Below are 13,738 nucleotides of genomic sequence, written 5' to 3' on the forward strand. Positions count from 1 at the left end.
GCTCATTTCGGTAGGGGTGCATCGGGCAACGAGTCCAGGTCGTACTCACCGTCGACGGTGAGCGGGAGCCGGTCGACCACGACGATCCGCTTCGGGATCAGGTGCTCCGGCAGCCGCGTGACCAGGTGCTGGCGCAGGCGGCCGAGGTCCACGGCGCTGGCGGTGCCGACGACGTAGGCGGTAGCCGAGTCGTCCACGAGCGCGTCGTCCACGTCGGCCAGGTCACGCAGGGCCGCGAGTGTCTCCAGCGGATCGGCGTACGGTGCGGACGCCGGCCCGCCGCCGGCGAAGTCGAGCACGCCGTCGGGCCGCCGCCGGGCCAGCTGGCCGGTGGTCAGCTCGCCGACGTGGAGTTCGCCAACCTCGCCGACGGCCGCCGGCCGCCCGGCCCGGTTGCGCACGACCAGCGCGCCGGCCAGTTCCGTGCCGATCGGTACGCGCAGCGGGGCCGTGGCCGCCGTCCAGGTTGCCGGCACGGCGTAGCCGGCCAGCGGGCTGCCGCTCGGCGGTCCGCCGTAGACGCCGACCACCTGGCAGCCGGGTGCCAGCGTCCGGAGTCGCTCCACGTCCTGCGCGGTCAGGTCGCCACGGTTGGCCACGAACGCGTACCGCAGGTGTGGCAGTGCCGCCTGCGCCCGGTGCGAGGTCAGCGCCCGCAGCGACGGCGGGGTGAGGTACACGGCCGTCACGGCGGTGGTCCGCAGCCAGTCCCGCAACACATCGGGCTCGTCGTCGGCCGGCAGATGCAGCACGGTGCCGGCGGCCATCGCCGACGACAGCGCCGACGTCACGAGACCGGGCGGGCCGGACAGGACGGCGAGCCGGTCCTCGCCGGTCAGGCCGAACCGTTCGACAGCCCATTCGGCGGGCTCGGCGGTGCCGGTCGCGTCCGTTGCGGCGGTGTGCCGGAGCGCGGCGATCAGCGCCGTCAGTCTGCGGCCGGCGGCCTGGCGATCCGGTCCGTCCGGACCGGCGACCGCGTCCGCGAGCTGCCGGTCGGTCCACTCCCGGTCCCCGTCGACCAGCACGACGCGGTCCGATGCCCGCTCCGCCCACGGCTTTCCGACGGTACGAGGCTCGGCGGCCACCGTCGCGGCCGGACCGACGGCCACCGGTGCGCCGGACAGCTCGTAGTCGAGGATGCCGCCTGTCGAATCGGCGGCCACCGCCGGCAGCAACGCGGCGATCTGGTCCAGGAACGCCTGCATCGCAGCGGCGTCGTAACGGTCGGCGTGGTAGAGCAGTTCCAGCCGGAACTCGCCGGTGCCGTCCCCGCCCTCGTGCACGTTCAGGTTGAGATCGACCTTGCCCGGCTGAGGTGGCGGCTCCACGCCCTCCACCTCGACGCCGGGCAGCCGGAACCTGCCCTCGGCGGTGTCGATCATGCTGACGAGCGTCTGGAACAGCGGCGTACGCGACGGGTCGCGGACCACCGACAGCTCCCGGAGCAGGAGGTTGATCTGGGTCTCGCCGTGGTTGACGCAGTCGTCGATGCACGCCCGGCGGACCCGGCGCAGCAGCTCGTCGAAGCCGGGAGCGCCGCCGAGGTCGATCCGCACCGGGACGGTGTTGACGAACAGGCCGAGCAACGCGTCCACCCCGGCATCGCGGCGGGTGTTCACCGCGACGCCGATGACCAGGTCGTCCTGGCCGGACCAGCGGTGCAGCACCGTGGAGAACAGCGCGACGGTGGCCATGAACGGCGTCACCTCGTGCTCGCGGCACAGCCGCCTCAACGCGTCGGCGCCGGCGGAGTCCAGAGTGGCCCGGACCCGACCACCGACAGCGCCCTGGGCCGGCGATCGACGACGTGCCGTCGGCAGGTCCACCGCCGCCGGCGCCCCGGCCAGCCGGTCGCGCCAGTAGTCGGCCTGGGCCGCGCGCCGCTCGGCGGTCAGCCACCGTCGCTGCCATGCGGCGTAGTCCCCGTACTGGACGCGCAGGGCTGGCAGCTCGGCGGCTGCGGTGTCCCCGCCGACCGCGTACAGGGCGGACAGCTCGCGCAGGAACAGACCGACCGACCACGCGTCGGAGATGACGTGGTGGATCGTGATGCTCACCAGGTGATCGGTGTCGCTCTGGCGAATGAGCAGGCAGCGGAACAACGGTCCCTTGGCGAGATCGAACGGCGTGGCCGCCTGGTCGTCCGCGAGCCGCTCGGCCACCTCCGCCCGGTCGGCGTCGGCCCGGTCGACGCGCCAGGCCGGGTCGGGCGGCGCCACGTGTGGCACAGCCCGGCCGCGGACCACCGGGAACGTCGTACGGAGGATCTCGTGCCGGTCGACGATCGCCCGGACACTGCGCTCAAGCGCCGCGACGTCAAGCGCTCCGCGCATCCGCAGGCGGCCGTGCACGTGGTAGGCGGCACCGGGCCGGATCTGGGATTCCAGCCACAACCGTTCCTGGTCGAACGAGAGGACCGGTGGTTCGTCGGCCGGCCGGGGCGACACCTCAGGACGGTCAGCCGGGTCCGGCGCGCCCTCCGCCGGCGCGGGCAGGGCTGCCGCCAGGTCGGACAGGCGCGAGTTCTCGAACACCAGCCGCAGCGGCAGTGACGAGCCGGCCCGCGCGCGCAGCCGGCCGAGCACCTGGCCGGCCAGCAGGGAGTCCCCGCCGAGGTCGAAGAAGTCGTCGTCCCGTCCGACGCGGTCGAGTTCGAGAACCTGCTGCCACACCTCGGCGACCAGTTCCTCGTCGGCGCCGCGCGGCGGATCGCTCTGGGCGCCACTTGTCGGGTCGGCCGGCGCCGGCAACGCCAGGCGATCGACCTTGCCGTTGGGCGTGTGCGGCAGTTCGTCGAGCACCACCAGGCTGCCGGGGACCATCACCACCGGCAGCGTCCGGCGCAGGTACGCCCGCACCCCGTCCAGGTCGATGCCGTCTGCGGGCCGCGCTACCAGGTAGCCGACCAGGCGGTCGCCGTGCAGCGCGACCACCGCGTCACGGACGTCGGGATGGTTCTGGAGCGTGGTCTCCACCTCGCCGAGCTCGATCCGCTGCCCGCGTACCTTGACCTGGAAGTCCTGCCGGCCGAGGTAGAGCAGGGCGCCGTCGGAGCGGTAACGCACCAGGTCGCCGGTTCGGTACATGCGGTCGCCGGGCGCGGAGGCGAACGGGTCGGCGACGTACCGGGCGGAGGTCAGCCCGGACCTGTTGATGTAGCCGCGGCTCAGGCCACGCCCGGCCAGGTACAGCTCCCCGACCGCGCCGACCGGCACCTGCCGCAGCGACCGGTCCAGGACGTACGCGCGCGCGTCCGGCAACAGTGCGCCGATCGGAGGCGGCTGCTCGCCGGGGCGGAGTTGGGCGTACGTCGAGTACGTGGTGTCCTCGGTCGGACCGTAGAGGTTGATCACGGCCTCGATGTGCCCGGTGGCGTAGAGGTCGTCCACAAGGGTCCCGGTGATCGCCTCCCCGCCCAGGCCCACCACCCGCACGCTGCGGGGCAGTGCCCCCACCTCGACGAGCGCCTTCGCGGCCGACGGCACGACGCTCATCATCGTCACGTCCGGTACGTCGGCGAGCAGCGAGAGGGCGTTGTCGACGATCATTGCGGTGCCGCCCGCGCACAGCGGCGCGAAGAACTCGGGAACCGAGACGTCGAAGCAGATCGACGTGGACGCGAGCACCCGGGACAGGTGGTCCGGCGAGAACGTCCGCCGGACCCAGGTCACCATCGTCACCGCGCTGTCGTGGGTGAGCAGCACGCCCTTGGGCATGCCGGTCGAACCCGACGTGTACAGCACGTACGCCGACGCGTCGGGCGACACCGGCGGACCGTCCACAGCGCGCACCGGCTGGTCGTCCAGCGCGGCCAGCTCGGCGGCTGTCACGACCATCCGGGCCGCGCTGTCCTCAAGCATGAAGGCCGTACGGTCGGCCGGGTAGGCGGGATCGAGCGGAAGGTACGCCGCGCCGGCCTTGAGGATGCCCAGCATCGCCACGGCCAGGTCGACGGACCGGCCGAGCCGGATGCCGACGATGTCCCCGGCGCACACCGCCCGGTCCCGCAGGTAGTGGGCCATCTGGTTGGAACGCTCGTCGAGCTGCCGGTAGGTGAGCGTACGACGGGAGTCCTGGACGGCCACCGCGTCGGGCGTACGGGCGACCTGCTGGGCGAACGCGTCGTGCAGGGTGAGCGGCCGGTCACCGACGGCCGGACCGTGGCCCCACCGGTCGAGCAGCGCCCGTTCCGTGTCGGTGAGCGGGTCGAGCTGGTCGACCGGCAGGTCCGGTTCGGCCAGCGCCCGGGCCAGCAGGACCGGCAGCCGCTCGGCCATCCGGGCCGCCGTCACCGGGTCGAAGAGTTCGGTCCGGTAGTCCCAGCTCCCCCACAGCCGGTCCCGCTCCCGCCACAGGTGCAGGTCCACGTCGTAGCGCAGGCCGGGACGGCCGACCGTCACCCGTTCGAGGGGCGCGCCGCCCAGTGTCGGTTCGCCCGTCTCCCCGTGGAAGACAAGGCTGGCGGAGACAAGGGACCCGTCGAGGCTCCGGCCCGGCGCCAACGCCGCGACCACGTCCTCGAAGGCCACCCCGCGGTGGGCGAAGCCGGCCAGGAAGCTGTCCCGGGCACGCCGGACCAGCTCCCGGAACGATGGACGGCCGCTCAGATCGGCCCGGAACACGACCAGGTCGGCGAGCAGACCCACAGCGCCGTGCCGGCCCCGTCCCGACCGCCCGGCCTCGGGGAAACCGACAGCGAAGTCGTCCTGTCCGCTGTGCTCACCGAGCAGGAGCTGGAACCCCGCCAGCAGGACCATGAACACGGTGGCCCGCTCGGTCTGTCCCAGCCGCTCGGCTGCCGCGACGACGTCCGGTCCGACGGTCAGCGGTACCGAGTCCGCGGCGAACGTCGGCCGCGCGGGATGCCCGTGATCGGCAGGCAGGTCGAGCTCCGGCAGGCCGGCCAGCCGCTCCCGCCAGTAGTCAAGCGCCCCCGGGCCGGGCGGCACGGGGGCCGGGCTGGGGACCGTGTCGCCCGGCCCGCCGGTCAGCTCGCCGCGGTACGCGCGGTCGAGCTCGGTGAGGAGTACGCGCATCGAGCCGCCGTCGCAGACCAGGTGGTGCGCGACGAACACGAGCAGGCGCTCGTTGTCGGTCAACCGGAGGACGTGTACCCGGACCAGGGGCCCGTTTGCGATGTCGAACGGTCGGGTGACGAGCCGTTGCGCGTGTTCGCGGGCGGCGGCCGCACGCTGTGCCGGGTCCAGGTGGGTCAGGTCCGTGCGCTCGGCCCGAAGCGTCGTCCAGTCGTGCACGATGCGGACCGGACCACTACCGTTCGCGTCCGCGAACGTGCTGCGCAGGGCCGGGTGCCGGCGGAGCACGACGGACAGCGCGTCGTCGAGCCGGTCCTCGTCGAGCGCGCCGGTGTGCCTGGCGACGTGCTGCAGGTTGAAGACAGTGGTGCCCGGGTAGAGCCGCTCGAACACGAGGACGCCCCGCTGCGCTGTCGACACCGGGGCGGGGCCGGGTCGGGTCGCCGGCGCAGGACCGCCGGAGCGCCAGCGCTGGACAAGGTGCCGCCCGACCGCAGGTTCCATCACGAGACGCTCGCGTGGCTGTCGACAGCGGCGAGCCGCTCGCGCACCTGACCCGGTGTGCTGCCCTCACTCAGCCACCGGTCCATCAGCGCGTCCGCGACGGCACGCGGTGTGGTGGCGACGAGAACCGTCTCGAACGGCACGTCCAGGCCCACTGTGTCGCCCAGCACGTCGGCGGCCTCGCCTGCGCGCACCGAGTCCACGCCCAGGTCCACGAGGCGATCGGTCGGTCGGCAGTCGTCGACCTCGCACAGCTCGGCGATGATGCCGCAGATCACGCCGGCCAGGTCGGCGACCGCGGCGTCCCGGTCGCGCCGTTGGGCCAGCGCACCGATCAGGGCCGGGTCGGCGACAACCGAGCCGTCGTACGCTCCCGCCAGCAGGGCGTCGCGGCAGTTGGCCCGGCGTACCTTGCCGCTCGACGTACGTGGTACCGATCGCGGTGGCACCAACGCGATGGCGCCCAGCCGCAGGCCGGTCCGCGCCAGCACCTCGGCCCGCACGTCCCCGACGAGGTGCGGGGCGGGCCTGCCCCGCACCTCCAGCACGAGGCAGGCGAACGGCTCGGGTTCGATGTCGACGAGGAACGCGGCGGCCGTGCCGACGGCCTGACCGGCCGCGTCCAGGGCGGCGGCCTCCACGTCGATCGCGTGGTGGTTGACGCCGCGAAGAACGATGACGTCCTTCTTCCGCCCGGTCAGGAACAGCTCGTCGCCAGCCCGGTAGCCCAGGTCGCCGGTACGCAGGTAGCGGGTGCCGTCGAGGTCGCCGAACAGGTCGTCCTGGTCGCTGCCGGACAGGTAGCCCGACGTGACGTGGGGTCCCGCCACCCAGATCTCACCCTCGTCGCCGTCGCCCACCTCGGTCAGGCGCTCCGGGTCGACCACCGCGACCCGCTGGCCGGGCACCGGCGTTCCGCAACTGACCGGACCGGGGGCCGGCCGCCAGTGGCCGGCGCTGACCATCAGGGTCGCCTCGGCCAGCCCGTAGCAGGGCAGGAACGCCTCGGGACGGAACCCGACCGGAGCGAAGGTCTCGGCGAACTCGGTGAGCGTGCGGTGCCGGACCGCCTCGCCACCGTTGAAGGCCACCCGCCATCCCGACAGGTCGAGTCCGGCGAGCGCCTCCGGCCCGCGCAGCCGCGCCCGGCGTACGCAGAGGGCGTACGCGAAGTCCGGTCCGCCGCTGGCCGTCGCACCGCTCTCGGTCACCTGCCGCAGCCACCACAGTGGCGACTTGAGGAAGTCACCCGGCGGCATGATGCGCATCGTGATGCCCGCACCGACCGGGGTCAGCAGGCCGCCGATGAGGCCCATGTCGTGGAAGGGCGGTAGCCAGAGCAGCGCGCGAGCGGTCTCGGTCAGCTGGAACCGGTCGGTGATGCCCGCGACGTTCGCGAGGACGCTGTCGTGCCGGACCAGCACGCCGCGCGGTTTCCCGGTGCTGCCCGACGTGTACTGGACGATCGCCACATCCGTCGGGGCGCTGCGGCCCTGTCCGCTCAACGGACCGCCGTCGGCCTCCCTACCGGGCACTGTGAGCGCCGCGGGTACGGCCGCCAGTTCCGGATACGTGCGCTCGGCGATCACCACCGACGGGCGGGCGTCGGCCACGATGCCGTCCAGCCGGCCCCGGTCGGGCCCGCTCGACCCGGGCGGGTAGGCCGGGATCACCGGACGTCCGGCGAGGAAGGCACCGAAGATCGCCACCGGGTAGTCCAGCCCCGCCGGAGCGGCAAGCAGCACCGGACCGTCGTCGCCGCACCCGGCGATCTGCTCGGCCAGGGCGGACGCGCGTGCGGCCACCTGGGAGTAGCTGAGTGTGCTCACCTCGCCGGCGGAATCGACGTATTCGTAGGCGACGGCGTCCGGCGTCGATTCGGCCCGGATCAGCAGCACGTCGGCCAAGGACTGGGTGGCCATGCCCAGAACGTATCGGGCCTGCTCGCGCCGTAGCTGTCCCCTAAAGCGGGGTAGTGGTCAGGCAAGCGCCGCGTACTGTCCATCGTGGTACAGCAGCGGGCTGCCGTCGATGACCTGGGCCTCCAGCGGCTCGACGAGGACGATCACGTGATCGCCGGCGGGGATCCGCGCCGAGACGTGGCACACCAGCCAGGCCAGGCTCCGAGGCAGCAGCGGCACGCCGTACGGCCCGGGGCGCCAACCTGTCGCGGCGAAGCGGTCGATGCCGCGGGTGGCGAACGTACGCGCCAGGTCGGCCTGCCCGGCGTCGAGCACGTGCACCGCCACGTGCTCGGCCTCCCGCAGCATCGGCCAGCTCGATGAGCCACTGTCGACGCAGAACGACATGACCGGTGGGCACAGCGACACCGACGTGAACGACGTCGCGGTGAACCCGAAGGGCCGACCATCGCCGGCCGCCGTCACCACTGTCACAGTGGTGGCCCAGCGGCGGAGGAGGCGGCGCAGATGCTCCGCCCCGACCGTCTCGTGAGCCGGCGACGTCACCTGGCCGGCTGACCCGTTTGCCGGGCCAGCTCGGCAAGGTGTCGCAGGGACCCGAGCACGTCCTGGCGGGGCACGCCGAAGTCGATCAGACAGGCGATCTCGTCGACACCTATCGCCTCCAGCCGGCTCACCATGTCGGCCCCGTCGGCCACGGTGCCGAACAGGCCGCTGCTGGTGAAGTAGCGGTCGAAGGCGTGCGCGATGAGGAAGTCCTTGTCCCGCTCCGGCAGCCGGTTCACGTCGAAGCCGGGCGGCAGGATGCTCGCGGCTGCCTTGACGATCAGGTCAGCGGAGCTGCGCAGGTAGTTGCTCATCGGCTCGCGGACCTGTTCGCGCACCTCGGCCCGGTCCGTGCCGATCAGCGTGTGCAGCATCAGCACGACGTGTCCCGGCGCCCCGCCCAGCTCCGACCGGTAGGTGGCGATGTTCTCGGCGAGCCGGGCGTGATCCTGGCCGAGCATGTGGGTCAGCAGCCCCGCACCGAGACGGCCTGCGGTCCGGAACGTCTCCGGCGAGCCGGCGCTTGTCACCCACACCGGCAGTTCGGGCTGCACCGGCGCGGGGAAGATACGGACGGCCCGCTTCTCCCCCGCTCCGTCGGCGAACTCGACCTCCTCGCCACGCCACAACCGGCGTACGGTGTCCACCGTCTCGGCCGTCACGTTCTTGCGGTCGGCGTAGTTCTCCGGGCGCAGCACGAAGTCGGCCGCGTGCCAGCCGGACGCGAACGACAGCCCCACCCGGCCCTTGGACAGGTTGTCGACGACCGACCACTCCTCCGCGATGCGGACCGGGTGGTGCAGGGGCGCCACCACGCTGCCCGCCCGGACGCCCACCCGCTCGGTCACGGCGGCCACCGCGGCCCCGGTGACAGCGGGGTTCGGGTACAGGCCGCCGAACGAGTGGAAGTGACGCTCCGGCGTCCAGACCGCCGTGAACCCGTTGGCGTCGGCGAATCGGGCGCTCTCCAGCAGGAGGCGGTAACCGTCGTCACCGGCGACGCCTCCGTCGGCGAAGAAGAACAGGCTGTAGTCCACCACCACTCCCGTCGGGTCAGAGCCGGCTGAGCAGAGCGTCGAGCCGGGATTGGTCGACGCGGGCGAGCGGGAAGTCGGTAGGCGAGTGGGTGGTTTCGGCCGGCTGCCGCGCCGCCTCGACGAGCGCCTCAAGCTCCGCGAGGTAACTGTCGGCGCGGGCCTGCATGGTCTGCTGGTCGTGCCGCGTCTCGCTGTAGCGCCAGCGGACCACAAGCGCGCCGCCGGCAAGCGACACCTCGACAGCGATCGGGTACGGCCGCAGCCCACGAGGGCTGACGTCCGGGCCGACCAGAGTGGACGCCGGGCTGAAACCGGGCGGGTCGACGTCGCCGAGGTACGTGAAGGCAAGCTCGACCGGCGCCGCGGGCACCGGCTCGGCGTCGAACCGCAGCAGCGACCATCCGACACCGTCGGCGGGCACCGCGCGCAGCGCCTCCTTGACCGCCTTCAGGCTCGTCTCGGACGAGTCGTCCTGGTCGCCGGTCAGGGGCAGCGGATGGGTATGGCTGACCCAACCCACTGTGCGGCCCAGGTCGACGTCGTCGAACAGCGCCGCGCGGCCGGTCCGCTCGACGTCGACCAGATGCCGCCCGGCACCGCTCCACGCGCGCAGCGTCCGGCCGAGCGCCGTCAGCAGCAACTCGTCGAGCTGGCAGTTGAGCGCCTCCGGAGCGGCGAGCAGCTCGGCCGTCCGCGAAGCGTCGAGCGACACGGTGATCGTCTGCTCGGTCGCCGCGGTATCGGCCTCCGGCTCCGCCTGGCGGTCGGCGGGGACCGGGCCGCCCGGCGAGGCGACCAGGTCGGCCCAGAACGCGCGTTGCTCCTGCACCACAGGCGTACGCCCGTACGCGACAAGCCGACGTACCCACGACTGCCACGACGTCGTCTTCGGCGGCAGCGCCACCGGCTCGCCAGCTGCCAGCGAGGCGAGGGCGCGACCCAGGTCCTCGACCAGGATCCGCATCGACCAGGCGTCGGCGACCAGGCGGTGGGCGACGACGGCGATCCGGTCCGGCTGGCCGCCGCCGCAGCGGAACCAGGCGAACCGGACCAGCGGCCCGACGGCCGGGTCCAGGCTGGCCTGGATCTCGGTGCCCAGTTCGTCAATCCGGCGTCGTTGCGCCGCCTCGTCGAGATCGGTCAGGTCGTACGTGCTGAAGGGTGTGAGGTCGCCGCGCGGGGCGATCCGCACGCGCATGCGGTCGGCGCCGGCCAGCAGGATCCGCTGACGCAGCCCGTCGTGGTGGCCCATCAGGTGCTCGACGGCCTTCTCGATCAGCTCCGGCTCCACGGGGGCCGGCAGATCCAGCACCACGGACCGGTTCCAGTGCCGTGCCTCCACGATGGAGGCGGCTCCGAACCAGCGCTGGCTCGGCGCGACCGGCACCGGACCGATCACGTCGGCCTGCTCGGCGTCGATGGTGGGCGCGGCGCTGGCCGCCACGGCCAGGGTGGCGATGGTGGGGTGCGCGAAGAGGTCCTGCGGGGACAGCCGGAGGCCCGCCTCCTGCGCCCGTGCGACGACCTGGATCGCGAGGATGGAGTCGCCGCCGATCTCGAAGAAGTTGTCGTCGACGCCGACCGGGTCGACGCCGACCACCGCCGAGACGATGCCGGCGAGCGTGCGCTCGGTCGGCGACTGCGGCGCCGCGTAGGCCGGGCCCACCTCGGGTCGGCCCTCGTCCGGCGCCGGTAGACGGTCCCGGTCGACCTTGCCGTTGGTGGTCAGTGGGATCGCGTCGAGTTCGACGAACGCGGCGGGCACCAGGTACGCCGGCAACTCGCCGTCGAGGTACCGGCGCAGCTCGCCGAGGTCGGGCATCCCGTCCGGGCCGGGCACCACGTACGCGACCAGGCGCCGGTCGCCCGGGGACGGCTCATGCACCGACACGACGGTCTCGGCGACCCCCGGGTGGCGGCTGAGCACCGACTCGATCTCCAGCGGTTCCACCCGGAAGCCACGGATCTTGACCTGTCGGTCGACCCGGGCGACGAACTCCAGGTTGCCGTCGACCCGCCGGCGGATCAGATCGCCGGTGCGGTACAGCCGGCGGCCCGGCCGTGCCGGGTCGGGGTCGGCGACGAAGCGGTGCGCCGTCAGGCCGGGCTGCCCCACGTAGCCGCGGCCCACGCTGACGCCGCCGATGTACAGCTCCCCGGTGCCGCCGAGTGGCACCGGACGGAGTCGGTGGTCGAGCACGCGCAGGTCCGCCGAGGGCAGTGGGGTGCCGATCGGCAGGTTGGGCCAGTCGACCACCGGACCGGCCGGGTCCAGACGGAAGAACGTCGAGGTGACGGTCGTCTCGGTCAGCCCGTAGCAGTTCATCAGCAGTACGTCGAGTTTCCTCCACATGGCCAGCCGGTCGGCGAGGACCGGCTCGCCGCCGATGATGACCAGGCGCAGGCACCGGGGCAGCGTGCGGCCGGTCCGGTCGAGTTCACGCACCCACTCGTGCCAGTACGCGGTGGGCAGCTCGATAACCGTCAGCCACTCGCGCTCGATGAGGTCGGTGAGATCCTCGCCGCCGCTCAACAGCGACCGGGCCGGGATGACCACGCAACCGCCGGCCAACCAGGTCGGGAACAACTCCTCGGCGAGCACGTCGAAGCTGGGCGAGGCGAACTGGAGGAACCGGTCGCCGGCGCCGAGCCCGAGCCGGTCCACCACGTCGCGCGCGTACGTCACGAGGGACCGGTGCTCGATCACGGTGCCCTTGGGTCGCCCGGTCGAGCCGGACGTGAACACCACGTAGGCCGGTGCGTCCGGATCCGGTCCCGGCAGGTCGGTGTCGGGGCCGTCGGCCCCGTCGTCCACAAGCACCGTGTGGTCCACCGAGCCGGCCCCGATCGACGCCAGCCGTTCCTCGGAGACCAGCACGCGGACGCCCGCGTCGGCGAGCATGCCCGCGATGCGCTCGGCCGGGTAGGCGGCATCGATCGGCAGGTACGCGGCGCCGGCCTTGAGCACGCCGACGATCGACACGGCCAGCCGGGGCGAGCGGTCCACCAGGATGCCGACAGTGGTGTCGCGGCCGACACCGAGTGCCCGCAGCCGGTGGGCGAGCCGGTTGGCGGAGCGGTTGAGCTCGTCGTAGCTTGTCGGGACGCCGTCGTGCACCACCGCCGGTGCGAACGGGGCCTGCGCGACGCGGCGCTGGAACAGCTCGACGAAGCCTGGCGCATCGTCGCGGGCGGCGTCCGGTGTCTGCTCGACCGCCGCCGGGGATGCCGGTGCGACAGCCAGCGGCAGGTCGCCGACCGTCGTGTCGGGCGCGTCGACGAACGCTTGCAGGATGCGGACGAACTGATCGGCGAGCACCTGCACGGTCTCGGCGTCGAACAGCTCGGTCATGTAGATCCACTGCAGTCGCAGCGTGTCGCCGTTCGGATCGGCGTCAAGCGTCAGTGGCGTGGCGGCGATCAGGTCCGTCTCGATCGTCTCGGCGCTGATCCGCAGGCCCGGGACCTCAAGGTCCCGCTCCGGCGTGCGCACGTCGAGCCACATGTCGAACAGGGTGGCGGACGCGGCCTCCAGGCCGAGCCGGTCCAGCATGCCGTCCACCGGCAGGTCCTGGTGATCGTAGGCGGTCACCACCGTGTCCCGGGCCTGCCGCACCACAGCTGCGAGGGGCTGCTCGCCGGTGAGCCGCATCCGCATCGGGAGGGCCCCCACGAAGCAGCCGATGAGCGGTTCGAGCTCGGCTCGGTTGCGGCCGGCGACGTTCTCGCCGATGACGACGTCGTCGCGGCCGGTGTACCGGTGCAGCAGCACGGCGCAGGCTGCGAGCAGGAGGATTCCCGGCGACGCGCTCTCGCGCTCACCGAGGCGGCGCAGGTCGGTGGAGACCGCGGCCGGCAGCTCGGTGATGTGGGACGCCCCGGCGAACGTCGGGCGCGCCGGGTACGGCCGGTCGGTGGGCAGCCCCAGTCCGGCCGGGATGCCGGCCAGGGTCTCCTGCCAGTGCCGGGTCTCGTCGTCGATCCGCTCCGCCTCGACAGACCGCTGCCAGGCCGCGAAGTCGCCGTACTGGATCTCCAGCGGGTCGAGTGGGGCGCCCACGTAGAGGGTGGCGAACTCCCGGACCAGAAGGCCCACCGAGAACGCGTCGGCGGCCACGTGGTCGGCGGTGATGAAGACGACGTGGGTCTGCTCGGCCAGGCGGAACACGCGGACCCGCAGCCGCAGCGGCTCCCCGGGGTCGAACGGCAGCTGGACCTCGGACTGCCAGCTCTCGCGCAGTTCGGCCCGCTGCTCGTCGTCGGAAAGGTGCGACAGGTCGACGATGGGTACCGGCACCGCTGTGGTCGGATGCACCACCTGCGCCATGGTCCCGTCGGACTGCAACTCCACTGTGGATCGCAGCACCTCGTGCCGTTCCACCACCTCGGCGAGGACGCGACGGAGCAGGTCCTCGTCCAACTCGCCCTCGACCCGGAACGCTCCCGGGATGGTGATCGACTGGAACTGGGCGAAGGTCCACTCACGCTGCTGCTGGATCGCCAGCGGTGTGGGCCGGTCGCGGTCACGCGGCTTGATGGCAGTGCTCACCTGGTGACCACGGGCGGCCGCCATCTCGGCGAGGCGTTCCTCCAGTCGGGCCCGCTGCTCCGGCGAGAGGGCTGCGATGCGTCGTTGCAGATCAGTCATTGGTCATCCCGTCCCTGTGTCGTCCCGCGGCACTCGTTCCAG

The 13,738-nt window shown here is 72.8% G+C and carries 5 protein-coding genes; all 5 read right to left on the reverse strand.

Features of this window, described 5'->3' with window-relative positions; genetic code table 11:
• Nucleotides 1-2: 2 nt before the first annotated feature.
• From ACLQ23_RS19325 to ACLQ23_RS19345, 5 genes are read right to left on the reverse strand one after another with little or no spacing between them, the layout of a single operon-like run.
• Entirely contained in the window at nt 3-5,543 is a 5,541-nt protein-coding gene (locus ACLQ23_RS19325; protein WP_355597495.1) for an amino acid adenylation domain-containing protein, read from the reverse strand.
• The gene (locus ACLQ23_RS19330; protein ID WP_355597497.1) at nt 5,543-7,465 is read right to left on the reverse strand and encodes an AMP-binding protein; all 1,923 of its coding nucleotides are present in this window, start codon (nt 7,463-7,465) and stop codon (nt 5,543-5,545) included. The genes ACLQ23_RS19325 and ACLQ23_RS19330 overlap by 1 nt, the downstream gene beginning before the upstream one ends.
• Before the next feature lie 57 nt (nt 7,466-7,522).
• A complete protein-coding gene (locus tag ACLQ23_RS19335; protein WP_355597499.1) occupies nt 7,523-8,011 on the reverse strand; it encodes a flavin reductase family protein in 489 nt (162 codons plus the stop codon).
• Nucleotides 8,008-9,048 carry a MupA/Atu3671 family FMN-dependent luciferase-like monooxygenase gene (locus ACLQ23_RS19340; RefSeq protein ID WP_355597501.1) on the reverse strand — a complete coding sequence of 347 codons (1,041 nt, stop codon included), beginning with the start codon at nt 9,046-9,048 and terminating at the stop codon, nt 8,008-8,010. The genes ACLQ23_RS19335 and ACLQ23_RS19340 overlap by 4 nt, the downstream gene beginning before the upstream one ends.
• A gap of 16 nt (nt 9,049-9,064) precedes the next feature.
• Entirely contained in the window at nt 9,065-13,696 is a 4,632-nt protein-coding gene (locus ACLQ23_RS19345; protein ID WP_355628032.1) for an amino acid adenylation domain-containing protein, read from the reverse strand.
• Between the last annotated feature and the right edge of the window lie 42 nt (nt 13,697-13,738).

The organism is Micromonospora sp. DT41 (assembly GCF_049841715.1).
Taxonomy (GTDB): domain Bacteria; phylum Actinomycetota; class Actinomycetes; order Mycobacteriales; family Micromonosporaceae; genus Micromonospora; species Micromonospora profundi.